This is a genomic window from Janthinobacterium sp. P210005 (assembly GCF_036231865.1).
GTDB lineage: Bacteria > Pseudomonadota > Gammaproteobacteria > Burkholderiales > Burkholderiaceae_D > Janthinobacterium > Janthinobacterium kumbetense.
Map to the genome: position 1 here is coordinate 2158774 of NZ_JAZARC010000001.1, position 25565 is coordinate 2184338.

Annotated in this window: 22 protein-coding genes; 8 read left to right on the forward strand and 14 right to left on the reverse strand. The window is 62.7% G+C overall.

The features are described from left to right. Window positions 1-80: 80 nt before the first annotated feature. From VPH40_RS09550 to VPH40_RS09565, 4 genes are all read right to left on the reverse strand, one after another. Complete coding sequence (locus VPH40_RS09550) at window positions 81-704, reverse strand: L-threonylcarbamoyladenylate synthase (protein ID WP_077407642.1); 624 nt, start codon at window positions 702-704, stop codon at window positions 81-83. Window positions 705-742: 38 nt separating this feature from the next. Beyond that, complete coding sequence (gene htpX / locus VPH40_RS09555; protein ID WP_328573287.1) at window positions 743-1627, reverse strand: protease HtpX; 885 nt, start codon at window positions 1625-1627, stop codon at window positions 743-745. A 200-nt stretch (window positions 1628-1827) separates the two neighbouring features. Then, complete coding sequence (locus VPH40_RS09560) at window positions 1828-2661, reverse strand: 3',5'-nucleoside bisphosphate phosphatase (protein WP_077407646.1); 834 nt, start codon at window positions 2659-2661, stop codon at window positions 1828-1830. 90 nt (window positions 2662-2751) lie between these two features. Continuing rightward, entirely contained in the window at window positions 2752-3627 is an 876-nt protein-coding gene (locus tag VPH40_RS09565; protein WP_251350382.1) for an alpha/beta fold hydrolase, read from the reverse strand. Window positions 3628-3833: 206 nt separating this feature from the next. Between VPH40_RS09565 and VPH40_RS09570 the strand changes: the two genes are divergently transcribed. The 5 genes from VPH40_RS09570 (at window position 3834) to VPH40_RS09590 (ending at window position 9453) form a co-directional block, all read left to right on the forward strand. Next, entirely contained in the window at window positions 3834-4358 is a 525-nt protein-coding gene (locus VPH40_RS09570) for a gamma carbonic anhydrase family protein (protein WP_070260363.1), read from the forward strand. A gap of 4 nt (window positions 4359-4362) precedes the next feature. After that, complete coding sequence (gene hslO / locus VPH40_RS09575) at window positions 4363-5343, forward strand: Hsp33 family molecular chaperone HslO (protein WP_328573288.1); 981 nt, start codon at window positions 4363-4365, stop codon at window positions 5341-5343. A 140-nt stretch (window positions 5344-5483) separates the two neighbouring features. Beyond that, window positions 5484-7892 carry a TonB-dependent receptor gene (locus tag VPH40_RS09580; protein WP_257218888.1) on the forward strand — a complete coding sequence of 803 codons (2409 nt, stop codon included), beginning with the start codon at window positions 5484-5486 and terminating at the stop codon, window positions 7890-7892. Further along, a complete protein-coding gene (locus VPH40_RS09585) occupies window positions 7892-9022 on the forward strand; it encodes a glycerophosphodiester phosphodiesterase (protein WP_099666942.1) in 1131 nt (376 codons plus the stop codon). Before VPH40_RS09580 ends, VPH40_RS09585 begins: the two co-directional genes overlap by 1 nt. Before the next feature lie 152 nt (window positions 9023-9174). Further along, on the forward strand, window positions 9175-9453 hold the full coding sequence (locus tag VPH40_RS09590) for a hypothetical protein (protein WP_099666941.1): 279 nt from the start codon (window positions 9175-9177) through the stop codon (window positions 9451-9453). Window positions 9454-9767: 314 nt separating this feature from the next. Here the strand turns inward: VPH40_RS09590 and ftsB are convergent, their stop codons facing one another. From ftsB to VPH40_RS09605, 3 genes are all read right to left on the reverse strand, one after another. Beyond that, window positions 9768-10091 (reverse strand): cell division protein FtsB, encoded by a 324-nt coding sequence (ftsB, locus tag VPH40_RS09595; RefSeq protein ID WP_035821182.1) that lies wholly within the window; start codon window positions 10089-10091, stop codon window positions 9768-9770. 62 nt (window positions 10092-10153) lie between these two features. Then, window positions 10154-11437 carry a phosphopyruvate hydratase gene (gene eno / locus VPH40_RS09600; protein ID WP_034750709.1) on the reverse strand — a complete coding sequence of 428 codons (1284 nt, stop codon included), beginning with the start codon at window positions 11435-11437 and terminating at the stop codon, window positions 10154-10156. A 141-nt stretch (window positions 11438-11578) separates the two neighbouring features. Beyond that, a complete protein-coding gene (locus VPH40_RS09605; RefSeq protein ID WP_099666940.1) occupies window positions 11579-13231 on the reverse strand; it encodes a CTP synthase in 1653 nt (550 codons plus the stop codon). A 247-nt stretch (window positions 13232-13478) separates the two neighbouring features. Between VPH40_RS09605 and VPH40_RS09610 the strand changes: the two genes are divergently transcribed. After that, window positions 13479-13886: a PRC-barrel domain-containing protein gene (locus tag VPH40_RS09610; RefSeq protein ID WP_251350379.1), complete on the forward strand. Its 408-nt coding sequence runs from the start codon at window positions 13479-13481 to the stop codon at window positions 13884-13886. A gap of 31 nt (window positions 13887-13917) precedes the next feature. Here VPH40_RS09610 and VPH40_RS09615 read toward each other — a convergent pair whose 3' ends face one another. From VPH40_RS09615 to VPH40_RS09635, 5 genes are all read right to left on the reverse strand, one after another. Next, entirely contained in the window at window positions 13918-16176 is a 2259-nt protein-coding gene (locus VPH40_RS09615) for a TonB-dependent receptor domain-containing protein (RefSeq protein WP_328573289.1), read from the reverse strand. 38 nt (window positions 16177-16214) lie between these two features. After that, a complete protein-coding gene (locus VPH40_RS09620; protein ID WP_328573290.1) occupies window positions 16215-16994 on the reverse strand; it encodes an energy transducer TonB family protein in 780 nt (259 codons plus the stop codon). Further along, window positions 16991-17416, reverse strand: a complete 426-nt coding sequence (exbD, locus tag VPH40_RS09625) for a TonB system transport protein ExbD (RefSeq protein ID WP_328573291.1) — start codon at window positions 17414-17416, stop codon at window positions 16991-16993. Before exbD ends, VPH40_RS09620 begins: the two co-directional genes overlap by 4 nt. Before the next feature lie 3 nt (window positions 17417-17419). Next, window positions 17420-18181 (reverse strand): tonB-system energizer ExbB, encoded by a 762-nt coding sequence (exbB, locus tag VPH40_RS09630; protein WP_328573292.1) that lies wholly within the window; start codon window positions 18179-18181, stop codon window positions 17420-17422. Between the two features lie 141 nt (window positions 18182-18322). Continuing rightward, window positions 18323-19240, reverse strand: coding sequence for a ChaN family lipoprotein (locus tag VPH40_RS09635; RefSeq protein ID WP_328573293.1), 918 nt, complete (start codon window positions 19238-19240; stop codon window positions 18323-18325). A gap of 199 nt (window positions 19241-19439) precedes the next feature. Between VPH40_RS09635 and VPH40_RS09640 the strand changes: the two genes are divergently transcribed. After that, on the forward strand, window positions 19440-20849 hold the full coding sequence (locus tag VPH40_RS09640; RefSeq protein ID WP_369812271.1) for an FAD-binding oxidoreductase: 1410 nt from the start codon (window positions 19440-19442) through the stop codon (window positions 20847-20849). A gap of 79 nt (window positions 20850-20928) precedes the next feature. On the opposite strand, the gene VPH40_RS09645 is transcribed toward VPH40_RS09640, so the two are convergent. Further along, window positions 20929-21402 (reverse strand): GNAT family N-acetyltransferase, encoded by a 474-nt coding sequence (locus VPH40_RS09645; RefSeq protein WP_305052870.1) that lies wholly within the window; start codon window positions 21400-21402, stop codon window positions 20929-20931. Between the two features lie 39 nt (window positions 21403-21441). Next, complete coding sequence (locus VPH40_RS09650) at window positions 21442-24582, reverse strand: error-prone DNA polymerase (protein ID WP_328573294.1); 3141 nt, start codon at window positions 24580-24582, stop codon at window positions 21442-21444. Between the two features lie 97 nt (window positions 24583-24679). Here VPH40_RS09650 and VPH40_RS09655 point away from each other — a divergent pair, with 97 nt between their 5' ends. After that, window positions 24680-25474 carry a PhzF family phenazine biosynthesis protein gene (locus tag VPH40_RS09655; protein WP_328573295.1) on the forward strand — a complete coding sequence of 265 codons (795 nt, stop codon included), beginning with the start codon at window positions 24680-24682 and terminating at the stop codon, window positions 25472-25474. Window positions 25475-25565: the final 91 nt, after the last annotated feature.

A 25565-nucleotide genomic window follows, 5' to 3' on the forward strand; every position in this document is an offset into this window, starting at 1 on the left:
CAGAGGCGAACTAGGCTCTTTCTTACGTTGTCATTAAGAACAGGTGAAGACCGGCGTCGCAACGGGCACGCCGTGCCCCTCTACAAACCCAGCACGGCCGGGTCACCGCGTCCCACGCGCACCACTTCCGGCTCCGGCCCCGTCAGGTCGATCACGGTACTGGGACCATGCGCGCAGACGCCGCCGTCGACGATCAGGTCGACCAGTTTTTCCAGCCGTTCGCGGATCGTGTCGGCATCCGTCAGGCTGTCTTCGTCGCCCGGCAAGGTCAATGTCGCGCCCAGCAGGGGCTGGCCCAGCTCTTCCAGCAGGCATTGCACGATGCGGTGCTGCGGCACGCGCAGGCCGATGGTCTTGCGCGAAGGATGGCTGAGGCGGCGCGGCACTTCCTTCGTCGCTTCCAGGATAAACGTGTAGGCGCCGGGCGTGGCCGCCTTGAGCAGGCGGAACTGGCGGTTGTCCACGCGGGCATACACGCCCAGCTCGCTCAAGTCGCGGCACAGCAAGGTCAAATGGTGCTTTTCATCCACGCCACGGATGCGGCGCAGGCGCTCGACGGCGCCCTTGTCGTCGAGCTGGCACACCAGCGCGTAGCAGGAGTCGGTGGGCAAGGCCACCACGCCGCCGGACTGGATGATCTGCGCCGCCTGCTTGATCAGGCGCAATTGCGGATTGTCGGGGTGAATATGAAAAAATTGACTCATGTGTAAGCGTTCTGGCGAACCAGCTTGTTAAGTTGGCATTATTGTACGCTGCGCAGCGCGGCGATGCGTTGTTCGAGCGGTGGATGGGTGGCGAACAGCGCGCCCCAGCCGCCATTGCCGCCGCTGATGCCCAGCGCCTGCATCGATTGCGGCAACTCGCCCGGCGGCACGCCGCCCAGGCGGGCCAGCGCATGCATCATCGGCGTGGGGCTGCCCAGCAGCTTGGCGGAACCGGCGTCGGCGCGAAATTCGCGCTGGCGCGAGAACCAGGCCACGATGATGGAAGCGAGCAAGCCGAAGATCACTTCGCACACCATCACGGTCACAAAGTAACCGATGCCGCGTCCGCCGCTTTCGCGGTTGTTATTTTTCAACAGGACATTGTCGACAAAGAAACCTACCACGCGGGCCATGAAGACGACGAAGGTATTCACCACGCCCTGGATCAGGGTCAGGGTGACCATGTCGCCATTCGCCACGTGGGCGATCTCATGGCCCAGCACGGCTTCCACTTCATCGCGGTTCATGCTTTGCAGCAAGCCCGTGGAGACAGCCACCAGCGCCGAATTCTTGAAGGCGCCCGTGGCGAACGCATTCGCGTCGCCTTCGTACACGGCCACTTCCGGCATGCCGATGCCGGCCCGCTCGGACAGCGCGCGCACGGTGTTGACCAGCCACAATTCCGTCGACGACGTCGGATTGTCGATCACGCGCGCACCCGTGCTCCACTTGGCCATGGGTTTGCTGATCAACAGCGAAAAGATCGAGCCCGTGAAGCCGACCACCAGCGAAAACACCAGCAGGCTGCCCAGGTTCAGGGTACTGCCGCGCGCCGGATTGCCAACGCCCAGCAAACTGAGCACGAGCGACAGCACCAGCATCACAGCCAGGTTGGTTGCAATAAACAGGACGATACGTTTCATGGGCGATGGCTCCGGAAAACAAGAATGACTAAAAGATAAGTATGCAGTCGCGACTTTTCAAGCCCGCGCACATCCTGCGCTGAATGCCTAAGAAAATCGTCGCGAGCGGCAGTGATTTGTGGCCGAGAAGCGCAACCGTACTGGAGTACGGTGAGCATCGCCGGCCGCAAAGCGCGCCGCGCAGCAGATTTTCAACGGCATTAAAACCAGTCGTGCCAAATCGGGGTGACGTTGGCTGGCAATGGCGGCAACATGGCAAAATCCACGCGCGACTCGCCCGGCGCATGGAAATCCGTGCCGCGCGAGGCGAGGAAGCCGTAGGCGTTGGCCAGCTGCGCGTATTCCGGATACTGGTCCGGACTGTGGCTGCCCGTGACGACCTCGATGGCCACGCCGCCGAGTTGCTTGAATTCATCGAACAGCACGCCTTGCGCCATGTCGCTGAAGCGGTAGCGGCCCGGATGGGCGATGACGGCCACGCCGCCCGCGCCGCGGATCCAGCCGACCGCTTCAGCCAGGGTGGCCCAGCGGTGCTCGACGTAGCCCGGCTTGCCTTCCGACAGGTATTTCTTGAACACGTCGGGAATGTTCGCGCATTTGCCCGTTTCCACGATGTAACGGGCAAAGTGCGTGCGCGACATCAGGTCCGGGTTGCCGACGAATTTCAAGGCCCCTTCATAGGCGTCGGGGATGCCGGCCAGGTCCAGCTGGCGGGCGATTTCGCGGCCCCGCGCGTCGCGGCCCGAACGCGTGCGGTGCAAGCCCTGCACGAGACCCGGATTGTTTTCATCGACTTGCAAGCCGACGATGTGCACGGTTTCGCCGGCCCACGTAATGGAAATTTCCACGCCGGCCACGAAGCGCATGCCCAGGTCCAGCGCGGCCGTGCGCGCGGCGGCGACGCCGGACACTTCATCGTGGTCCGTCAGCGCCCACACGTCCACGCCCGCCTTGCGCGCGTAAGCGGCCACGGCGGCCGGTGACAGCACGCCGTCGGAGATATTCGAATGACAATGCAGGTCGACTTTAAGCATGTGAAAACAATACCCTGCACGGGCTCAGCATGGAAGAAGTTTTCATTGTACGCTGCTTGGCCAATCGCGCTGCAGCGTTCCCGACACACATCAGGCCAAAAACGCTTCCACCAGGCGCGCCAGTGCCTGCGGTTGATCATGATGCAGCATGTGGCCCGCATCCGCCATCATCTCGCAGCGCACATCCTTGATGCAGGCCAAACGCCGGTCGATTTCGATGCGCGCCTGTTCCTTGGGCCCCATCCATTGCCACATATTCGTGTCGTCGGCCTCCACCCACAGCACGGGCGCCGTGATGCGGCGCCAGCACGCCATCACTTCTTCCACCTGGTACAGGATGGGATTGACGCGCTTGTGCTGCGGGTCGCCCAGGATGTCCCACTCGCCCGCCTCGTTGCGCGCCGACCAGTGTTCGGCCAGGAAAGCGGCGCGCTCGTCCGGCAGGCGCGGATTGGTCTTTTGCAGGCGCTCAGCCACGGCGCGCTGCGAAGGATAGCTGCGCATGGCGGGCGGCTCGCGCAATTCGTCCAGCCACTTGGCGTAGCGGCCCGGCGCCTGCTCCGGCTGCGTCGCCATCATGCCGAAGCCTTCCAGGTTGATGAAGCGGCTGATGCGCTCCGGGCGCACGCCCGCGTACAGACCGGCCACGTTGGCGCCCATGCTGTGGCCCAGCAGGTTGACGGGCGCGTCCGGCGAATAATGCAGCAGCATGGCGTCCAGGTCGGCCAGGTAGTCGGGGAACCAATAGGTGTCCGATTGCGTGTAGTCGCTGAGGCCAAAGCCGCGCCAGTCGGGCGCGATCACGTGCCAGTCGCCTTGCAACTCGTCGACGACGAACTGGAACGAGGCAGCCACGTCCATCCAGCCGTGCACCATGAACAGGATGGGCGCGCCTTCGCGGCCCCAATGGCGCACATGCGTACGGGCGCCGCGGATGTTGATGAATTCGGAACGGGAAAGTTTCATGGGTTTCATCGGATGCCTGCCTTGAAAGTGGCGCAGATGGCGCCACATGCTGTGTCTGTAGATAGGGCGCACATAAAAGTACGACCGTTCGATAATTATACCGGATTAGCGGCCGGCGCTCGGACTTGCCCTGCAACAGCGTAAAATAGCGCAAAACTTCCGCGTCCGGCCGTGCCCGGCGCTTCCACCACCGCCACAGGCTAACGATGACACTCTACCAATTGGGCGCCGATGCGCCGCTGATTGATGCTTCCGCTTTTGTTGCCGACACGGCCAACGTGATCGGCAAGGTGACCCTGGAAGCGAATACGTCCGTATGGTTCGGCGCCACGATCCGCGGCGACAACGAACGCATCACCGTGGGCGCCAACAGCAATGTGCAGGAAGGCGCCGTGCTGCACACGGACCCGGGCTACCCGCTGGACATCGGCCGGAACGTGACCATCGGCCACCAGGCGATGTTGCATGGCTGCACGATCGGCGATGGCGCCCTGGTCGGCATCCAGGCCGTGATCCTGAACGGCGCGAAGATCGGCAAGAACTGCCTGGTCGGCGCGGGTGCGCTGGTCACGGAAGGCAAGGAATTTCCCGACAATATGCTGATCATCGGCTCACCGGCGAAAGCCGTGCGGGCCCTGACGGCAGACGATATCACCAGGCTACAAGGCAACGCCGTGAACTATGTGCAACGCGGCCAGCTATTTAATACGCAACTCAAGAAGATTGGATAAGAGAATGACGACTGAAACCACGGGCGCAATCAGCGCAGCCGTTAGCGGCCAGGATACCCTGCAAAAATTTATTTTCGACAACGCCGCCGTGCGCGGCCAGTTCATCGACGTTTCGGCCACCTGGCAGGAAGTGGTGTCGCGCCACGCCTACCCGACGGCCGTGAAAAAAGTGCTGGGCGAAATGGTGGCTGCCGCCGCCCTGCTGTCGGCCAACCTGAAATTCAACGGCTCCATCATCATGCAAATCCATGGCGACGGCCCCGTGCGCCTGATGGTGGTCGAGTGCGACTCCGACCTGCGCCTGCGCGCCACGGCCAAGCTGGACCCGGACGCCACCATTCCCGACGTGGCCACCGTGCCGCAATTGCTCAACGCCACGGGCAAGGGCCGCTTCATCATCACCCTGGACCCGGCCGACAAGGTGCCGGGCCAGCAACCGTACCAGGGCATCGTGCCGCTGGACGGCGATGACATGGCCACCGTGATCGAAAACTACATGTTGCGTTCGGAACAGCTCGACACCCGCCTGTGGCTGGCCACGGACGACAGCGTCTCGCGCGGCCTGCTGCTGCAAAAGCTGCCCCACCATGGCGGCAAGGCCGAAGCGACGCCCGTGTCGGAAGAAGACGCGCTGGACACGTGGAACCGCGCCGTGATGCTGGCGTCGACCCTGAAAGAGGCGGAAATCCTGTCGACGGACATCGATACCCTGATGCAGCGCTTGTTCTGGGAAGAAACGATCCGCGTCTTCGACCCGCTGCACCCGAGCTTCCATTGCACTTGCACGCGCGAAAAAGTGGGCAATATGCTCAAGATGCTGGGCGAAGAAGAAGTCAACAGCACCCTGGAAGAAGTGGGTCAGGTGGGCGTGAACTGCGATTTCTGCGGCCAGCACTATGAATTCGACAAGGTCGATTGCGCACAGCTGTTCATCACGGATGCGCCGGCCGAAGTCTTGATTCCCCCCGCGGCAAGTATTAACTAATTGTAATAATCCCCGCGCCGCCCCTCAGGCGGCGCAATTGTTTCTGCTGTCATCTTCCCGTCATCAGTTCGTCATCAGCCCGTCACGCGCCGCCGTTACGCTGCGCAGCTTGTATTACTTCCAATACTTTCCACAGGCTGATGATGAATACCCACTTGACGCTGGCCCTGCGCCGCCATTCCTTCCACGTGTTGCTGGGCGCTTGCGCCGCAGGCCTCTCCTTGCCGGCCCTGGCGCAAACGGCCGTCGCCGCCGCCGTGGCGTCCGCCGCCACCGACATGGCCGCCGCCCCCGCTGCCGATGACAATGCTCCGATGGCCACCGTGGAGATTTCCTCGCGCAAGACGCGTTCTTCCGTCGCCCTGAGCAAGAATGAAATCCAGAAGATCCTGCCCGGCACGAATCCGTTAAAGGCCCTGCAAACCCTGCCTGGCGTCAGCTTCCAGACGGCCGATCCATGGGGCAACAACGAGCAAAACCTGTCGCTGTTCGTGCATGGTTTTTCCGGCCAGCAACTGGGCTACACCATGGATGGCGTGCCGCTGGGCGACCAGCAATACGGCAACTACAACGGCCTGTCGCCGCAGCGCGCCGTGATCAGCGAAAACGTGCGCAGCGTCGTGCTGTCCTCGGGCGCGGGCGACCTGGCCACGGCCTCGACCAGCAACCTGGGCGGCACCATCGAAACCTATTCCAGCGACCCGCTGGCCACGCAGGGCGCCAGCGTGCAGCAAACGGTGGGCAGCCACCGCACATCGCGCACGTTTGCCCGCTATGACACGGGCGCCTTCGGCGATGGCAGCAGCGCCTATTTTTCCATCCTGCACCATGAAGCGCGCGCCTGGGACTTCGATGCGCGCCAGGGCGGCGACCAGTTCAACGCAAAATACGTCAACCGCAGCGAGGCGGGCAAGCTGACCCTGTTCTTCAATTACTCGGACAAGATCGAACCGAACGAAGACAGCACCGTGCACGTGGCGGGCGAGACGAGCGCGCCATACACGCGCCCCTTCCTGTATCCGGACTTCAAGGCGGCCCTGAATTACCTGTCGCCCACGGGCGCCACGCCTGCCGCGGACGGCAACAATTACCGCAACTACTACAGCGATGCGCAGCGCACCGATTACCTGGCCTACGCCAAGTTCGACGCCAACTTGTCCGAAGGCATGACGTGGTCGAACCAGGTGTATTACCACAAGGATGACGGCGCGGGCGTGGTGGCCGGCCCCATCGGCGTGGCCGGCTTGCCGGGCCTGTTCAGCGTGTACTACCCGAAACAGAACCTGAAACAGGTGTTCGGCAACTCGGGCTACGCCGTGCGCACGACGGAATACGACATCAAGCGGGGCGGCTTCCTTTCCACCCTGCGCAAGGAAATCGGCAATCACCAGCTGGAAGCAGGCCTGTGGCTGGAACAGAACCGCTCGTCCGCCTACCGCCGCTGGTATGCGCTGGACGTCAACAACCCGACGTCGCCGTACGACCGCCCCAGCAATCCTTTGATCACGCAGTACGGCAGCGAGATCGACAACAAGGTGGTGCAGCTGCACTTGCAGGATGAATGGCGCATCCGCCCCGATATCGCCCTGCAAGCCGGCTTCAAGTCCAGCCTGCAATTTGCCGATGGCCAATTCCCCGTGCAGCCGGCCAAGGGCGCCATCGCCGGCGGCTCGACGGCCTTGCCGGTCGGCACCATCAACACGAAAAAATGGTTCTTGCCGCAAGTGGGCGCGCGCTGGGATTTCACGCCGCAAGACCAGCTGTACTTCAATATCCAGAAAAACATGCGCCAGTTCGTCACCTATGGCGGCGGCGGCGCGTCGCCTTGGAGCTTGTCGAGCCAGGCAGCCTTCGACCTGTTCAAGCGCGACGCCAAGCCGGAAACGGCCCTCACCTATGAAGTGGGCGTGCGCGGCAGCCACCCATTGAGCCTGGGCGCCATCACGGCCATCGATGGCCAGGTCAACGTCTACCACGTCGATTTCAGCAACCGTTTGCTGCAGATCAGCCCAACGCCCGTGATTTCCTCCATCATTGGCGGCAACCCCGTGCTGGCCAACGTGGGCAGCGTGCGCACGGACGGCATCGATATCGCGGGCACCGTGCACTTCGGCAACAATTTCTCGTTCTACAATGCCCTGTCGTACAACCGCTCGCAGTACGCGGACAATTACAACAATGGCGCCGCGCTGGTCTTGACGGCGGGCAAGAACGTGCCGGGCTCGCCTGAATGGCTGAACAAGTTTGTTGCTTCCGCCACGTTTGGCGACATCGAAGTGCAACTGACGGGAGACTATGTGGGCAAGCGCTACGCGACGTACACCAACGATTTGTCCGTCCCAAGCTATTTCCTGATGGGCCTGGGCGTGTCGGGCAAGCTGCCAGCCATGGCCGGCTGGCTGAAAAACCCGCGCTGGCGCGTGAATGTGAGCAACCTGGCCAACCGCGAAGGCTCGCTGAACGTGGTGGTCGGCGCGGCCGACAAGACGTACAACACCTTCCCCATCGCCCCGCGCCAGGGCTTCCTGACCTTGACGGCGGATTTCTGATGCGTACGCCTATCCTTCCGCAACGGCACTTTTCGCGCCGCAGCTTCGTCCAGGCGGCCGTCGGCGGCTTGGCGCTGGCCGCCGCGCCCGGCTTTGCCGCGGGCCTGCTGGAAACAAAGCCAAGCCGTCCGCTCGTCTTCGCCCACCGGGGCGCCAGCGCCCTGCGTCCCGAGCATACCTTGGCGTCCTACGCCAAGGCCATCCTCGACGGCGCCGACTACGTCGAGCCGGACCTGGTCGCCACGCGCGACGGCATTCTCGTGGCGCGCCACGAAAGCAACCTGATCGACACCACCGACGTGGCCCGCCGACCCGAGTTTGCCAGCCGGCGCGGCAAGAAGATGGTCGACGGCGAATGGCACGAAGGCTGGTTCGTCGACGACTTCACGCTGGCGGAATTGAAAACCCTGCGCGCCATCGAACGGCTGCCGAAAGTACGCACCGGCAACACCTTGTACGATGGACAATTCCAGATCCCCACCTGGGAAGAAATCATCGATTTTGTTGCAGCGCAATCAGCCGCCAGCGGACGCGTCATCGGCCTCGTGCCGGAGCTGAAAAGCTCCACGTATTTCCGCGATGCGGGCCTGGCGCTGGAAGACCGTTTCCTGTCGACCCTGCTGGCGCACGAGTACACGCGCCGCGCGCCCATCGAAATCCAGTCCTTCGAAGTGGCCAATTTGAAATACTTGCGCGAGAAGCTGGGACGGCGCGCCAACGTGCGCCTGATGCAGCTGGTGGTGGGCGGCGACATCCGTCCGATGGACGTGGCCAAGGCGGGCGGCAAGCTGACGTTTGGCCAGATGACGACGCCGGCCGGCCTGCGCGACATCGCCGCCTACGCGGACGTGGTGGCGCCGCCAACGCGAGGAATCATCCCGCTGGGCGCTGACCAGCGCCTGGCCAAGCCCTCTTCCATCGTCGACGATGCGCACCAGGCGGGCTTGCTGCTGCACACGTGGACCTTCCGTCCGGAAAACCGCTTCCTGGCGGCCGACTTCCGCGACGGCAATGGCGAGAATGCGCGCAACGAAGCGGGATCCGTGGCGGAAATGCGGCGCTATATCGAGACGGGACTGGACGGTTTTTTCAGCGACGATCCGGGTTTGGGACGCATCGCCGCAGGATAAACATTTCGTAACAAATTCATTTTCAGGGCGTGGCCGATGGCTACGCCCTTATTATGCGTTTCTTGAATTTCTGAAATTGGAATTTGAAATTGGACGCATATCGCAAACTCCATTATTGTGCAATGCAACAACAGACCATTCATGGAGGGCATATGTCCACTTTTACCAACACCTACAGCAACGACAACGACAATTACTTCAGCAACCTGGGCCGCGCCACGCGCGCCTTCCTGGGCGCCCTGCTCGCTTCCAAGCCGTACAGCGAACTGGCGCAGAAGGAAGTCATCGCCAGCAGCGTCAGTGATGAAGAACAACGCTATGTGCGTCCAAGCAAGCGCGATTTCGCCCTGCTGAACTCGGAAGCGAACCGCTACGAAAAGCTGATGCCGAATCTGGCAGCCGAACTGCGCTTCCTGGCGTCGCGCGGTTAAAAAACGTTCATGGCGGCGTTGCCTGCGCCTTGCCGTACGTTCGGCTGGGCGCCTGGCCCTGGACGTTTTTTACCTAAATAATTATTAACAAGGAAATTTTATGATGTTTCTCGAAACCGTACTGGTAAGTGTGGCCGTCGTGGTCACCGGCATCCATTTTTACCTGATCACGACCGGCAAGGCCCGTTTCTGATCAGCAAGCAGCAAGGCAGCACCATGCCGCGCCATGCGTGTGCAGTAATAAGTACAAGGAAGTAAAGTGATATGTCAGCCTGGCAATCGGTCCAGGCTGGCAAGCGGGAAGTAGTACGGTCTTAATGTGGCGCCGCGGCGTCCACCGGTGTTTCCAGCAGTGGCGGGGTCTGGCCCTTGCGCACGATCTGCACGAAAATCTCATTTTGTTTGACCATGCCCAGCTCGTAGCGGGCACGCTCTTCGACGGCGCCCGTACCATCCTTCAGGTCGCGCACTTCGGATTCGAGCTTGGCGTTGCGCGCCTTCAATTCCATGTTCTTTTTATTGGCCACCGCCACTTGGGCTTCCATGTCGGCAACACGCAGCCAGCCGCCTTTACCCAGCCAGAGGGGAAATTGTATCAACAGCAGCAGGGCTGCCAGGGCGAGCGTAATGAGGCGCATGGGGCATTCAGTTAAAAAACCGGCCGGAACATCTCCGGCCGGCCAGTGGGTTTTACATCAGCTTACTTCAGATTATAGAACGCATCGCGGCCAGGGTAGCTGGCGATGTCGCCCAGGTCTTCCTCGATACGCAGCAGCTGGTTGTACTTGGCCATGCGGTCCGAACGCGACATCGAGCCCGTCTTGATCTGCAGGGCGTTCGTGGCAACGGCGATATCGGCGATGGTCGAGTCTTCCGTTTCGCCCGAGCGGTGCGAAATGACGGCCGTGTAGCCGGCGCGCTTGGCCATTTCGATGGCGGCGAAGGTTTCCGTCAAGGTGCCGATCTGGTTGATCTTGATCAAGATCGAGTTGGCGATGCCTTTCGAGATGCCTTCTTTCAGGATCTTGGTGTTGGTGACATACAGGTCGTCGCCGACCAGTTGCACTTTCTTGCCCAGCTCTGCCGTCAGGATCGCCCAGCCATCCCAGTCGCCTTCGTGCATCGCGTCTTCGATCGAGATGATCGGGTACTTGTCGCACCAGGTCGCCAGCAGGTTGGTGAACTCGGTGGCGGTCAGGCTCAGGCCTTCGCCTTCCATTTCGTACTTGCCGTTCTTGTAGAACTCGGACGCGGCGCAATCGAGGCCGATGGCGATCTGCGTGCCTGGCTCGTAGCCCGCTTCTTCGATGGCCTGGATGATCAGCTTGATGGCTTCTTCATGGTTGGCCAGCGATGGCGCGAAACCGCCTTCGTCGCCCACGTTGGTGTTCAGGCCCTTCTTGTGCAGGATCTTTTTCAGCGTGTGGAATACTTCCGCGCCGTAGCGGACGGCTTCCTTGAACGACGGGGCGCCCACGGGAATGATCATGAATTCCTGGATGTCCAGGTTGTTGTCGGCGTGTGCGCCGCCGTTGATGACGTTCATCATCGGCACTGGCATCTGCATGGCGCCCGAACCGCCGAAATAGCGGTACAGCGGCAAACCCGCTTCTTCGGCGGCAGCCTTGGCGACAGCCATCGAGACGGCCAGGATGGCGTTGGCGCCCAGGCGCGATTTGTTTTCCGTGCCGTCCAGGTCGATCAGGGTACGGTCCAGGAAAGCCTGTTCATTGGCGTCCAGGCCCATGATGGCTTCGGAGATTTCGGTGTTGATGTTCTCGCATGCTTGCAGCACGCCCTTGCCGAAGTAGCGCTTGGCGTCGCCATCGCGCAATTCCACGGCTTCGCGCGAACCGGTCGAGGCACCCGACGGTACGGCTGCACGGCCCATCACGCCCGATTCCAGCAGCACATCGCATTCGACGGTCGGGTTACCGCGCGAGTCCAGGATTTCGCGGCCGATAATATCAACAATAGCACTCATGTCATTCTCCAAAGTTAAGCTTAACAGGGGGCTGCACACTGCGTTCTGATGCGCAATTGCACAAAGGGGGCAAAGAAACTCCCGGCGGGAACGATCTGGCCGGGAGCTGTCTTACGGATAATACTGTCGCGATCGACCGCGTTATTCCGCAGCGGCGTTGGCTTCTTTGTGCGCCAGCGCTGCCTTGATGAACGACGTAAACAACGGATGGCCGGTGCGTGGCGTCGACTTGAACTCGGGATGGTATTGCACGCCCATATACCAAGGGTGGGAATTTTCACCCGTGCGCGGCAATTCCATGATTTCGCACAAATCTTCGCTCGGCGTGCGGGCCGACACGATCAGGCCAGCCGATTCGACACGGGCCAGGTAGTGATTATTGGCTTCGTAACGATGACGGTGACGCTCGGTCACCACGCTGCCGTAGATCTCGGCGGCGAGGGTGCCCGGATTGACGGCGCAGGTCTGCGCGCCCAGGCGCATGGTACCGCCCAGGTCCGAGTTTTCATCGCGCAACTCGACTTTACCATCGTGGTTTTGCCACTCATTGATCAGTGCAACAACAGGTTGATCCGTATCAAGGTCGAACTCGGTCGAATTCGCGTTCGGCATGCCAGCCTTGTTGCGCGCGTATTCGATCAGGGCCACTTGCATGCCCAGGCAGATGCCCAGGTAAGGGATCTTGTTTTCACGGGCAAACTGGGCCGCCTTGATCTTGCCTTCCACGCCGCGCTTGCCGAAGCCGCCCGGTACCAGGATGGCATCGTACTTGGCCAGGTTGTCGCAACCGGTCGTTTCGATTTCTTCCGAATCGATGTACTCGATGTTGACGCGGCTTTCCGTGTGGATGCCGGCGTGGCGCAGCGCTTCGATCAGCGACTTGTACGACTCGGTCAGCTCGACATACTTGCCGACCATGCCGACGGTCACTTCCGCCTTCGGGTGCTCCATCGTGTAGATCAACTTGCTCCAGATCGACAGGTCGGCCGGTGCAGGATCGAGGTCCAGCGCGTCGCAGATGATCTTGTCGAGGCCCTGGTCGTGCAGCATTTGCGGCACTTTGTAGATGGTGTCGACGTCCCACACGGAAATGACGGCGTCTTCCTCGATGTTCGAGAACAGCGAGATTTTCGCGCGCTCGTCTTCCGGGATGGCGCGGTCGGCGCGGCACAGCAGCGCATTCGGCAAGATGCCGATTTCGCGCAGCTTTTGCACCGAGTGCTGGGTCGGCTTGGTTTTCAGTTCACCGGCCGAGGCGATGTAAGGCACCAGGGTCAGGTGGACGAAGGCCGTGTTCTTGCGGCCGGCGCGCAGGCTCAGCTGGCGTGCCGCTTCCAGGAATGGCAAGGATTCGATATCGCCGACGGTGCCGCCGATTTCGCACAGGGCCACGTCGTAGCCTTCGGCGCCACGGCGGATGTAATCCTGGATTTCATTGGTGATATGCGGAATCACCTGCACGGTCTTGCCCAGATATTCGCCCCGGCGTTCCTTGCGGATCACCGATTCATAGATCTGGCCAGTGGTGAAGTTATTCACCTTTTTCATGCGGGTGGAGATGAAGCGCTCGTAGTGACCGAGGTCGAGGTCGGTTTCGGCCCCGTCATCGGTGACGAATACTTCACCGTGTTGCATAGGGCTCATCGTGCCAGGATCGACGTTGATATACGGGTCGAGCTTGAGCATGGTGACTTTAAGGCCGCGCGATTCGAGGATCGCGGCGAGGGAGGCGGCGGCAATCCCTTTTCCAAGGGAAGACACAACGCCACCAGTGACGAAGACAAATTTGGTCATTGCAGATGGTGCCGAACGGCACGTGCGGGAAATTGAAATTATACACTAAAGCCCGCCTGCGTCGCTCCCCGCGCACGGAAATTTGCGCCAAATACCGACTATCCCTCCCCCTCCTGCTGTCTACGCGCAACAAAATTACCCAATAACAATAATTGAAATATTTCCAATTCCATATGTTGTGTGGGCGAGCGAACAGACCCTGCCGCGCCCCGGCGGCAGACTGGGATTTTTCAACAGGAGGTCCATCATGAGCTACGAAGAACGCGACGCCTACGGCATGTATGTCAACCGCGGCCACAAAGGCCCCGGCCCTGAACTGATGGGCGCCGACACCCTGATCGGCGACCATGTGCACAATGCCAAGGATGAACACCTGGGCGAAATCAAGGAAATCATGCTCGACATGCGCAGCGGCAAGATCGCCTACGCCGTCATGTCGCACGGCGGCGTCTTCACCATCGGCGAAAAACTGTTCGCCGTGCCGTGGGAAGCGCTGCTGCTCGACACCGTCAACAAGCGCTTCACCCTCAACGTCGACAAGGAACGCATCGAAAACGCCCCCGGCTTCGACACGGATAACTGGCCGAACATGGCGGACAGCGCTTGGGCGACGTCGATCCATAGCTATTATGGTACGACGCCGCGCGAGTATTAATTAAGCCAAGGCAGCGGGGCTTGGGCCTGCTTTAAAAGCGGTACTCCAGCCCTGCCACATACGTCCTGCCCCGCGCCGTACTCAGCGGCGTATTCTCCTGCGACTGCGACGGCATCGAGTTCAGGCGGTTCAGCGCTTCCGAGAAATCCTTGTTCATGGCGTTTTGCACGGACAGGCGCAGGAACAGGTTCTTGCTGACCTGGTAGCTCGCATACAGGTCGATCACGGCCGGGATCTTCGGATTGTCGGCCTTGAGCACTTCCCCTGTCGCTTCATCGGCGTCATTGTCCGGCGACAGGCGGCGGTTCGAGCCCGTGTGCTTGAGGATGGCGCCCACTTCCAGCTTGTTGTCCAGCAGGCGCGTGCCCACGTCGAGGTTGTAGTACACGCTGGGCAGTTCGCTGATGTCGGCCGCGCCAAACCAGGCGCTGGCGATCGACGTGGGCTGGCGCGTCGTTTCGCGCGTGTACGACAGGCGCGCATACGCCGGCCCCAGGTGATATTGCGCTTCCAGTTCCCAGCCGCGTGTATACACGGGCGTGGCCGAGTTGATGTAGATATACATATTGGTCACGTATTCATCCACATTCTGCCAGTCCTTGGCGATCACTTCCGCGATATTGCACTTGCGCCCGCTGTCGCACACGAGGAAGGACTGGCTGGTGATATAGCCGTCGATCTTGCTCTTGAAATACAGGGCCTTGAAATTCAGCGCATCGTTAGCACTCAGCAAGCCATGCAGGCTGGAATTGAAACCCAGCTGGTAGGTGCTGGCCCGCTCGCCCTTCAGGAAGGGGTTCATCGAGGCCCCGCCGTCATTCGAGAAAAACACTTCCTGCGGATTCGGCCCGCGCATGGTGCGCTCAGCGCTGGCAAACGGCTGGAACCACGGCGTCACCTGCGCGGAAACGAGCAGCGAGGGATTGATGCCATGCTCCTTCAACGCAATATTGCTTGCCCCTTGCGGGAAGCACTGCACGCGCAAGTCGCAGGCGGGCTTGTGACCCGTCAAATCAAAGTGCGTGTAGTTGAGGCCCGCATTGACTTGAACAATGCCGCGGTTGTATTGCAGGCCCGCATACAGGCTGTTGATCTTTTGCACGCCCTCGGGGCCGAACGTATTGTTTTCAATCGATTGCTGGTTCGCATCCGGATTGTCCGGATCGTCGACCAGGCTTTCCACGTGCTTGCTGTATTTATTGCGCATCAGCTTGCCGCCGATGGTCACCAGCGCATCGCCGCCAGCCAGCCTGAAGCTGCTGGTGTTGTTGATGTCGAAGGCGTCGGCGCGGTTGGCCGCATTCGTGTTGATGAAATTGGTCAGCGCCTCGGGCATGTATTTCTGGTTGCCGCGGCTGCTGCTGGCCACCACATTGAGGTCGATCAACTCGGAAAACGGCGTGTAGTGATATTTTACGTAGTAGTCATCGCTGTGGATGTCGCGGCGCGTAAACGTGCTGCGGTAATCGCGCGCCGACAGTTCCAGCGCATGGAAGTCACTCAATTTGAGGTCCAGCTTGAGCAATTGCGACTTGGGCTTTTGCTTGTAATAGCGGTTGTAGCCGAAACCGAATTCCTCGCTGTTGACGCCCTTCGCATTCTTGTAGTTGTTGCCGATCACGCTCGCACTGGTGGCGGCCATGAAGCCCACGCTGCCGCCATCGAAGGCGGGGTTTTTCATGGCCACGGCCAGCATGGCGCTGCGGCCCACGCCGTTATTACCGGTCCACATCTTCGTGCGCGCTCCTGTCTTTTCCCCGGCGAAGACGACGTCATCGACGCCGATGGTGCGGAAATTGGCGCTGCCGGCCAGCGCATTGACGCCGTCGCCGCCGACGACATTGCCACGCGACACATCCACGCCGATGATGAAATTCGGGTCGATCAGCGCGCCGAACTGGCTGCTGGGCACGCCGCCGTGCGACACGGACGACGGCGCGCTGCCATAGTAATTCTGGCTCACGCCATCGACCATCATGTTGACGCGCCCCAGGCCAGACAAGCCGCGGATGTTGACGCTGACGGCGCCCTGCGCCGGATCGATCTGGGTAAACGTGCCCGGCATGCTGCGCACGATCTGGTCCACGGGCTGCAAGCGCGTATCGGCCCCGCGCGCGCTGACGGCGCCCGGTTTTTCCAGCGCCTGCCGTTCCGCAGGCACCGTTTCACCCGATACATTCAGCGGCGGAAATTCCACCTTGCCACTATCTTGCGCCTGTTGCGCCCATGCCTGCTGCGCGAGCAAGGCCATGCAGATGCCCACGGCCTGCGTCATTGTCTTGATATGCATACACCCTCGATTTGTTATGTTATTGAAAAATATGAAATTCAGCTGGCGTCGAGCTTGAACGACACGGGCAAGGTCACCGTCACCGTGCCCTGGCGCAATACGTTCTCGGGCGGCGCCGGCAGCGGCTGCGCGCGCTGCAGCACTTGCAAGGCTTCCCGGTCGAGCAGCACCGTGCCCGACGACGTGACCAGCTCGCTGGCCAGCAATTTGCCGTCGCGGTCCACCTGGAAGCGCACCCAGGCGGCGCCAGCCCGCTTGCGCTGGCGCGCATCGCCCGGATAGCGCTTGAAGTGCGCCAGGTGGCCAAGCACCTGGCTTTGCCAGCTGGCCGGCGCCGCGCTGGTCGATGGCGTGTCGCTGTTGAACGGCGCCGCCTGCGGACCGCGCACGGCGGCCGGCGCCGGCGTGGCGCTGCTGCTGGCCTGCGCGGGCACGGACGCTTCCTTCGCGGCATCCTTGCCCGGCTCCGCCGACGGACTGGCCGCCGCCTTTTCCTCTTTTTCCGCCGCGACGATCTCCGGTGCGGCGGCGCGCGCCAGCACCGGCAGCGCCTCTTGCCTGGTTGCACTCTTTGGCGGCCGGGCGGCGCTGGACGCGGCCGACTGGCGCGCGCCCAGGGCGTGCGCCACCTGCGTCTCCGGCGACATCGCTTGCGCGGCAAACACCACCATCACGCTGGCCGCCGGATTGGCGGGCGCCACGGCGACGGGCTGCCAGCCGGCCCACAGCAGCAGCGCCAGCGCAGCGGCCACCACCAGCGACGTGGCAATACCCCAGCTCAATAGGGGGCGCAGCGCCGGCCCGGACTGCGGACTCACCCGCCCTCCCGACCGACCAGGCCCACTTTCAGATAACCGGCCTGGCGCAGGGCATCCATGACGCCCAGCACGTCTTCATACGCGGCTTGCTTGTCGGCCTGGAAAAACAGGGTGCGCTGGCGGTCGCCGCCCGTTTGCGCATCGAGCAGGCCGCCCAGCTGCTCGCGCGCCACGGGAGACTCGCCCAGGTACAGGCTGCGGTCCGCCTTCAGCGACACGAACAACGGTTTCTCGGGACGGGGTTCGGGCTTGGCCGTGGCGGCCGGCAAGTCGATTTTCAAGTCGACCGTGGCCAGCGGCGAGACGACCATGAAGATGATCAACAGCACCAGCATCACGTCGATGAAGGGCGTGACATTGATCTCGCTCAACTCCGGCATGTCGGCCGTGTCGTCGTCCTGGGAGGGAAACAGGGAGGCCATGGCTCAGGCCTGCTGGCGCGTGTCGAGGTCGCGGCTCAGCATCAGCAGCACTTGCGCGGAAGCGGCGCGCAGCTGCGCCTTGTACTGGTTGATGCCACGGCTCAAGACGTTATAGATGACGACGGCGGGGATCGCCGCCACCAGGCCCAGGGCGGTGGCCAGCAAGGCTTCCGCGATGCCCGGCGCCACGGTGGCCAGGTTCGTGCTCTGGCTGACGGCGATGCCGATAAAACTGTTCATGATGCCCCACACGGTGCCGAACAGGCCGACGAACGGCGCCACGGCGCCTATGCTGGCCAGCAAGCCGATGCCTTGCGTCATGGCGCGCACCTGCTGCGCAATGAACTGTTCCTGGCGAAAGCCGGCCCGCTCCTTCAGGGCCGCCGCCGGCGCGCTGGCGTGCGACAGACTCAGTTCTTGCTGTACATCAGCGAGCAACTGTTGCGCCAGCGAAATGGCGCCTGCGCCCTCCACTTTGACGGCCGCGTCCGGCAAGGAGGTGGCCGTCTTCAGCATGGCGACGGCGTGCGCCGCCTCGCGCCGGGCTTGCAGCAAACTGGCGCCCTTCACCAGCAAGACCACCCAGGTGGCCAGCGCGGCGACCAGCAAACCGATGAGCACGCTTTTGACGACCTGGTCGGCGGCGAAAAACATGCCCAGCGGCGACATGTCATGGGGTAAGGCGGACGCTTGCGCGGTGGCATGCAACAGGGAAAGAACGACACCGCAGCTGGCGGCTTTGATACGGAACAAGGGGATACGCATGAGAACTTTGACAGGTAACAGGCATGGCTGCGCCAACGGCGCGCACGCGCATGCAAAAAAATCGGACGAACTACCTGGCTGCTATGGGGGAGCTTGCTGGGGGAGAGTGCCGGGCTGACCGCCCGGCGGAGGTGAAACGGCTTACTTGGCGCTGGCGACGGCGGGCGCGACAACCGGCGTGAACCAGACGAAATCCGCCTGCGGCGCCAGCACCGTGGCGCCCTGCTGTGCCAGGACCAGCACCAGCGGCGCCGGGCCGCCCGTCAAGTCCTGCACGTGCAGCGGCACGCCCAGGTCCTTGTGCGCATGGTAGGCGCCGGCGATCAGCACGGCCGGCGCGGGCGCGGCCAGCAGGCGCTCGGCCATGCGGCGGTCGCGCTGCTGCTGCACCGACAGCATGGCGGCCAGGCGCGGCTCGTCGATCTGGTTGTCATGCATGACGCGGATGATGTCTTTCAGTTTCTCATGCACCTTGCCATCGTTGGCCAGGTTCGAATGCTTGCCCTGCACGGCTGGCTTGTCGATAAACAATTGCTTGATTTCGCTGCGGTCCAGGTTGGCCGACCAGACGGGATACGGCGCGCGCATCACGGTCATCACCAAGTCGCCATATTGCGCCCACTTCCAGCTGGGCTGCCACGCCAGCAGCTCGGCCACGTGTTCGGGGCGCACGACGGGGTCCGTCTGCAGCCACGGCTTGACCTTGTCCACCTTGGCTTGCTGGTCCGGGTTCAGCATTTCCAGCAGCACGCTGCCTTGCGGACGCTGGCCCTGCAATTGCTGCAGCAGCCATTGCTCGATCTGGTGATGGCTGAGCTGGTCATGCTGCTCGCCGATGATCACGCGCGGCGCGACGGCCAGCTGGGCCAGCAATTGTTCGGCAGTCACGCGCTGACCGCTGCGCAGGTCGACGATTTCGCCCAGCTGGCGCACGTCTTGCGCGGCGGACGCTGCGGCGGCGCCGGTGGCAGCGTCAGTCGCTGGCGCCACGCTGCTGCAGGCGCTCAGCGCCAGCACGCAGGCGGGCAGGACTGCGGAGAAGGACAGGGGGAATTTCATGGCATGGCCTTTCGGGGTCTGAGCTGCGGGTCAAACTGTTGCAAAATAGGTATAGGCGGGCATTCTAATAGAAATGATTCTCATTTACAACCAAAGCGCGGCGAACCATGCGGATTTTTTTACAACTGGCAAAAAATCAACAGGCTGCGCCGGTGAAATCCCCGGGCGCGGAGTAGAATAAAAAAAACGGAGGACTTGCGTGAATCAAACTGACCAGTTGGCGGTACTGAAAAAACCGCTGCCCGTATCCCTTGCTGCCGTACTTTCCCTGATCTTTGCCGACCGCTTTTCCATGACGCAAGCCATGCGCGCACACCATGGCCGCGACGAGTCGAGCTATCCCCCCATGCTGCCGGACGCCGTCATTTTCGCCCATTCCACCGAGGAAGTGGCGGCCGCCGTCAAACTGTGCAGCGCGCACGACGTGCCCGTCATCGCCTACGGCAGCGGCACTTCGCTGGAAGGCCACGTGCTGGCCCTGCATGGCGGCGTGACGATTGATCTGTCGCAAATGAACCAGATGGTAGCCGTGCATAGTGAAGACTTGACGGCCACCGTGCAGGCGGGCGTCACGCGCAAGCAACTGAACGAAGAGCTGCGCGACACGGGCCTGTTCTTCCCCATCGACCCGGGCGCCAATGCCTCGCTGGGCGGCATGGCGGCCACGCGCGCCTCGGGCACGAACGCCGTGCGCTACGGCACCATGCGCGAAAACGTGCTGGCCCTGACGGTGGTGACGGCCGATGGCCGCATCATCAAGACGGGAACCAGGGCAAAGAAATCGTCGGCCGGCTACGACCTGACGCGCCTGTTCGTCGGCAGCGAAGGCACGCTGGGCATCATCACGGAAGTGACGGTGAAACTGTATCCGCTGCCGGAAGCGATCTCGGCGGCCGTGTGCTCGTTCCCCGGCACGGGCGAGGCCGTCAGCGCCGTGATCCAGACCATCCAGATGGGTATTCCCGTGGCGCGGGTCGAGTTTCTCGATGAAAACGGCGTGAAAGCCATCAACGCCTACGACAAGATGGCCTTGCCGGAAAAACCCTTGCTGCTGTTTGAATTCCATGGCACGCCGGCCAGCGTGGCGGAGCAGGCGCAACTGGTGCAAGCCATCACGGCGGAACACGGCGCCAGCGATTTCGAATGGGCCAGCCGCCCCGAAGACCGCTCGCGCCTGTGGGCCGCGCGCCACAATGCATACTTTGCCCTGCTGCAGATGCGCCCCGGCAGCCGCGCCATTTCCACCGATTGCTGCGTACCCATTTCGCGCCTGGCCGAATGCATCCTCGCCACCCAGGCCGATTGCGAAGCGCAAGGCCTCGTCTACGCCATCATCGGCCACGTGGGCGACGGCAACTTCCACGTGCAGATGCTGGTCGACCCGGACGACCCAAACGACATCGCGCGCGCGGAAAAGGTCAACGGCGACATGGTCACGCGCGCCATCGGCATGGACGGCACGTGCACGGGAGAACACGGCGTGGGCATGCACAAGATGGCCTTTCTCGTGGAAGAACATGGCGAAGGCGCCATCGACACCATGCGCGCCCTGAAACACGCGCTGGACCCGAAGAACATCATGAATCCGGGCAAGATCGTGCGCTGGTAAATAAGCGCCATAAGCCTGCAAGCAAAAACTGGGGTCAGACCCGCCGGGTCTGACCCCGGCCCTTGCCGTTGGGTTATTTTTACAACTCCATGCGCATCGGCACGAAGGCGATGCCGCCCGTCTCCACCTTCGGCCCCGTGGCGACAAAGCCCAGGCTTTCGTACAGGGGCAAGGCATAGGCCGAGGAATTGACGGTAAACGCCGTGACATTCCCCCTGGCCAGCGACGCATCGCGGGCAGCCTGCCACAGGCGGCGCGCCATGCCGCGCCGGTGCAGCGCGCGCGGCACGAACATGTGGAACAGGTGCGTGTTGTCGCGCATGGCCACCACGCCGGCCAGCTCGCCATCGATGTGCGCCAGCTGGTAACGATAGTTGGGGAGAGACAGGTAACTTTCGATGGCCGGCTGGCGGCAATGTTCGATGAACTTTTCCGCCCCCGCGCCGTCCGGGTGCAGGGTCAAAAAAGGCATCAAGTCGTCGATCAGGGCGACGATGGCGGGCGCGTCGGCGACCAGGGCGGGGCGCAGTGTCGGTTCGGGCAAAGTAGTCATATGACAATCATGCCACCGCCTGGCCGACATTGACAAGCATCAACAGAAATCGCGGCTGCTGGTCCTCAAACGCCCCAGCAGATGCGACATGTCGACCAGGCGCTTGGCCACCAGGTTGCGCACCAGCCCCTCGCGCTGCCACACGCCGTACACGCCCAGCAGCGGCGCGCTCAGCACTTCGCGGCGCTGGCTTTCCACCAGGTCGGGCCAGACGATGACGTTGACCGTGCCCGTCTCGTCTTCCAGGGTCATGAAGATGACGCCCTTGGCCGTGCCCGGACGCTGGCGCACGGTGACGATGCCGCAGGCGCGCGCCAGCTGGCCATCCGTGTAGCTGGCCAGCGCGGATGCCGGCAGGAAACGCTGCTCCAGCAATTGCCTGCGCAGCAGCGCCAGCGGGTGGCGGCCCAGGGTCAGGCCTTGCGCGCGGTAGTCGCTGACGATGCTCTCGCCTTCCGTCGGCGCGGCCAGCACGGGCAAGTCTTCCTCTGGCGTGGTGACGCGCAGCAAATCCCTGTCGGGCACGGCGCCGGCCGCCTGCCACAGCGCCGCGCGCCGGTGCCCGGCCAGCGCGTGCAGCGCGTTGCCAGCAGCCAAGACCTGCAAGTCATGACGATCCAGGCCGCCACGCCGCGCCAGGTCGGCCACGTCGACGAAGGCGGCGATGGCGCGCGCATCCTCGATGCGCCGGGCCGCCTCGGCGCGCATGCCGAACAGGCTGTTCAAGCCCAGGCGCACGGCGGGCGCGGGGTCCTGCCCTGCTTCCAATGCCGCTTCCCAGGCGCTGACGGTCACGTCGACGGGCAGCACTGGCACGCCATGCCGGCGCGCATCCTGCACCAGTTGCGAGGGGCTGTAAAAACCCATGGGCTGGCTGTTGAGCAAGGCGCACAGAAAGGCGGCCGGTTCGTGGCATTTCAGCCAGGAACTGGCATACGTCAGCAGCGCGAAACTGGCCGCGTGCGACTCGGGAAAACCGTATTCGCCAAAGCCTTCGATCTGGCTGAAGATAGCCTCGGCAAACTCCTTGCCGTAACCATTCTCCACCATGGCATTGACGATGCGGTCATGGTAATTGTTCATGCCGCCCTTGCGTTTCCAGGCCGCCATGGCGCGCCGCAACTGGTCCGCTTCGCCAGGCGTGAAACCGGCCGCGATGATGGCCACCTGCATTACTTGCTCCTGGAAAATGGGAATGCCGAGGGTGCGCCCCAGCGCCTTTTCCAGGCCCTTCGGATAATCGATTGGCTCCTTTTTCTGGCGCCGCTGCAGATACGGATGCACCATGCCGCCCTGGATGGGGCCGGGGCGCACGAGCGCCACCTCGATGACTAGGTCGTAGAATGCACGGGGACGCAGGCGGGGCAGCATGCTCATCTGCGCGCGCGACTCGATCTGGAACACGCCGATGGTGTCGGCCTGGCACATCATGTCGTAGGTGGCCGGGTCTTCGGCAGGAATATCCTGCAGGCGGAGTGGCTCGCCGCGACGCGCACTCACCAGTTCCAGAGCGCGGCGCAGGGCCGACAGCATGCCCAGCGCCAGCACGTCGACCTTCATCAAACCCAGCTCTTCCAGGTCGTTCTTGTCCCACTCGATGACGCTGCGCTCAGCCATGGCGGCGTTTTCAATGGGCACCAGGCGCGACAACTTTCCTTGCGCAATCACAAAGCCGCCCGGATGCTGCGACAGATGGCGGGGAAAGCCCAGCAATTGCTGCGCCAGGCCGGCCCACTGCTGCGACAATGCCGCTTCCGGGTCCAGCCCGCATTCGGCCAGGCGCTCCAGCAGATCGCGCTTGCCGTCGAACCAGCGGTGCGCCTTGGCCACTTTTTCCACGATGGCCAGGTCGATCCCCAGCGCCCGGCCGCTGTCGCGCAAGGCGCTTTTGGGCCGATAGCTGATCACCACGGCCGCCAGCGCGGCCCGCTCGCGGCCATATTTGCCGTAGATATATTGAATCACTTCTTCGCGCCGCTGGTGCTCGAAGTCGACATCGATGTCGGGCGGCTCGTTGCGCTCGCGCGACATGAAGCGCCCGACCAGCGAATTGCCGCGCGCCGGGTCCACTTCCGTAATGTGCAGGCAATAGCAGACGGCCGAATTGGCGGCCGAGCCCCTGCCCTGGCACAGGATGTCTTGCGAGCGGGCAAAGCGCACGATGTCGTACACGGTCAAAAAGTAGGCTTCATACGACAGCTCCGCGATCAGTTCCAGCTCCTGTTCGAGCTGCTCCTGCACGTTGGCCGGTATGCCCAGCGGAAAACGGATGCGCGCACCCGCATACGTTTCTGCGCGCAGATACGTCGCCGGCGTGTGGCCGTGCGGCACCAGCTCGTCGGGATAGTCATAGCGCAAGCTGTCGAGAGAAAATGTGCACAGGTCCGCGATGCACAGGGTTTCCGCCAGCGCCTGCGGCGGATACACATTGGCCAGGCGCAAGCGCGCGCGCAGATGCTGCTCCGCGTTTTGCGCCAGCGCATAGCCGCACTCGCCCACGGGCTTGCCCACGCGGATCGCGCACAGGGTGTCGAGCAGCGGCTTGCGCGAACGCACGTGCATGCACACATGGCCGACGGCCACCACAGACAAGCCCAGCGCCTGCGCGGCGTCCTGCACGGCGCCGCGGTGGGCGTCATCCTGCGCCCGCTGCAGCAGGTTCAAGCCTATCCAGCTGCGCTCGCCGCCAAAGGTGGATAGCATCCACGCCCCCTGCGCGCGCAGCGTCGCGGCCTGGGCCGGATAGCCAGGCAGCAAGATCATCAAACAGCCGGGCAGCCCTTGCAAATGGGCAAACTGCGCCGACGGCGTGGCGAAATCGTCGGGCGTCAACAAATAGCGGCCCTTGGCCGCCCGCGTGCGCGCCATGGTGATCAATTCCGACAGGTTGCCGTATCCGTCGGCATCGCGCACCAGCGCCAGCAGGGACGGCCCCGGGCTGCCGTCGGCCTGCGTCAAGTGAAAATGCGCGCCGATAATCAGGGGGAAACCGGCCCGCTTGGCCGTCGCATGCGCGCGCACGACACCCGCCAGCGAGCACTCGTCGGTAATGGCCAGCGCCCGGTAAGCAAGCTGGACAGAGCGCGCCACCAGCTCTTCCGCATGCGAAGCCCCATGCAGGAAGCTGAAATTACTCAGGCAGTACAACTCAGCATACTCGGGTAAGACTGCGATCCCCATGATCTACCTCAATACTGTATATAAACACAGTATATTATACTCATCTGAAAACGGCCATCTCAGTTATGCTGAGGTTTTACCTTGCACAGTGCCCGCCATGATCGTCCACTCATTAAAATGTTTCGGCGCCGCCCCCGGTGGCGGCAATGCGGCGCTGGTCGTGGAAAACGACTACGCCAGCGAAACGCAGCGCCAGGCCTTTGCCCGCGAACGCCAGGTCAGCGCCTGCGTCTTCCTCGACCGGCAAGCGGACGGCGCGGAGGGATGCCTCGTGCTCGACTATTTTTATCCGCACACGCGCAGTCCCCTGTGCCTGCACGCCACCCTGGCGGCCGCGCATGTGCTGCTGGCGGCGCCCGGCGCGCCGGCGGCGCTGACGGTGACGACCGCCATGCACGGGCAAGCCTTGCAGCTGGTGCGCCGCGCGGAGGGATTGTTCATCGGCCTGGCGCCGCAGCCGGCGCCTGCCGTCCTGGTGGAAAAGTATGTGCCATCCGAGCTGATGGGCCAGCACATGCACTTGCTGTCGCCGCCCGTCGTCGCGTCCGTCGGCAGCCCGAAGCTGCTGCTGGAAGTGGCCGACCGCACCACCCTGCGCGCGCTGCGGCCGAACCTGGAATTGATCGCCGACTGGAGCGCCTTGCACAAGGTCAGCGGCTGCTATGCGTATTGCCGCGTCAGCGAAAACGAATATGAGGGACGCGACTTCAACCACCTCGACCCGGCGCTGGAAGACAGCGCCACGGGCGTGGCGGCGGGCGCGCTGGCAGCGCACTTGCGGCAGTCGTTGCGCCTGCACCAGGGCCATGTGACGCAGCAACCCTGTCTGATCGAAGTGCAATACAGCACGCAAGCGATCTGGGTGGGCGGCATGGTGCAACGCAGCACCTGAATGGGGCATGCCGCACCAGCACAAGGCAAGCCAGGCAGTGGCCAAAAGATAATCAACCAGGAAACAACAGTTACAGCAAATTTGTAATAAC

What these genes read in the sequence shown, in the direction of transcription:
- VPH40_RS09550 (WP_077407642.1), bottom strand. Translation starts at nt 704, where the DNA reads ATGAGTCAATTTTTTCATATTCACCCCGACAATCCGCAATTGCGCCTG.
- htpX (WP_328573287.1), bottom strand. Translation starts at nt 1,627, where the DNA reads ATGAAACGTATCGTCCTGTTTATTGCAACCAACCTGGCTGTGATGCTG.
- VPH40_RS09560 (WP_077407646.1), bottom strand. Translation starts at nt 2,661, where the DNA reads ATGCTTAAAGTCGACCTGCATTGTCATTCGAATATCTCCGACGGCGTG.
- VPH40_RS09565 (WP_251350382.1), bottom strand. Translation starts at nt 3,627, where the DNA reads ATGAAACTTTCCCGTTCCGAATTCATCAACATCCGCGGCGCCCGTACG.
- VPH40_RS09570 (WP_070260363.1), top strand. Translation starts at nt 3,834, where the DNA reads ATGACACTCTACCAATTGGGCGCCGATGCGCCGCTGATTGATGCTTCC.
- hslO (WP_328573288.1), top strand. Translation starts at nt 4,363, where the DNA reads ATGACGACTGAAACCACGGGCGCAATCAGCGCAGCCGTTAGCGGCCAG.
- VPH40_RS09580 (WP_257218888.1), top strand. Translation starts at nt 5,484, where the DNA reads ATGATGAATACCCACTTGACGCTGGCCCTGCGCCGCCATTCCTTCCAC.
- VPH40_RS09585 (WP_099666942.1), top strand. Translation starts at nt 7,892, where the DNA reads ATGCGTACGCCTATCCTTCCGCAACGGCACTTTTCGCGCCGCAGCTTC.
- VPH40_RS09590 (WP_099666941.1), top strand. Translation starts at nt 9,175, where the DNA reads ATGTCCACTTTTACCAACACCTACAGCAACGACAACGACAATTACTTC.
- ftsB (WP_035821182.1), bottom strand. Translation starts at nt 10,091, where the DNA reads ATGCGCCTCATTACGCTCGCCCTGGCAGCCCTGCTGCTGTTGATACAA.
- eno (WP_034750709.1), bottom strand. Translation starts at nt 11,437, where the DNA reads ATGAGTGCTATTGTTGATATTATCGGCCGCGAAATCCTGGACTCGCGC.
- VPH40_RS09605 (WP_099666940.1), bottom strand. Translation starts at nt 13,231, where the DNA reads ATGACCAAATTTGTCTTCGTCACTGGTGGCGTTGTGTCTTCCCTTGGA.
- VPH40_RS09610 (WP_251350379.1), top strand. Translation starts at nt 13,479, where the DNA reads ATGAGCTACGAAGAACGCGACGCCTACGGCATGTATGTCAACCGCGGC.
- VPH40_RS09615 (WP_328573289.1), bottom strand. Translation starts at nt 16,176, where the DNA reads ATGCATATCAAGACAATGACGCAGGCCGTGGGCATCTGCATGGCCTTG.
- exbD (WP_328573291.1), bottom strand. Translation starts at nt 17,416, where the DNA reads ATGGCCTCCCTGTTTCCCTCCCAGGACGACGACACGGCCGACATGCCG.
- exbB (WP_328573292.1), bottom strand. Translation starts at nt 18,181, where the DNA reads ATGCGTATCCCCTTGTTCCGTATCAAAGCCGCCAGCTGCGGTGTCGTT.
- VPH40_RS09635 (WP_328573293.1), bottom strand. Translation starts at nt 19,240, where the DNA reads ATGAAATTCCCCCTGTCCTTCTCCGCAGTCCTGCCCGCCTGCGTGCTG.
- VPH40_RS09645 (WP_305052870.1), bottom strand. Translation starts at nt 21,402, where the DNA reads ATGACTACTTTGCCCGAACCGACACTGCGCCCCGCCCTGGTCGCCGAC.
- VPH40_RS09650 (WP_328573294.1), bottom strand. Translation starts at nt 24,582, where the DNA reads ATGGGGATCGCAGTCTTACCCGAGTATGCTGAGTTGTACTGCCTGAGT.
- VPH40_RS09655 (WP_328573295.1), top strand. Translation starts at nt 24,680, where the DNA reads ATGATCGTCCACTCATTAAAATGTTTCGGCGCCGCCCCCGGTGGCGGC.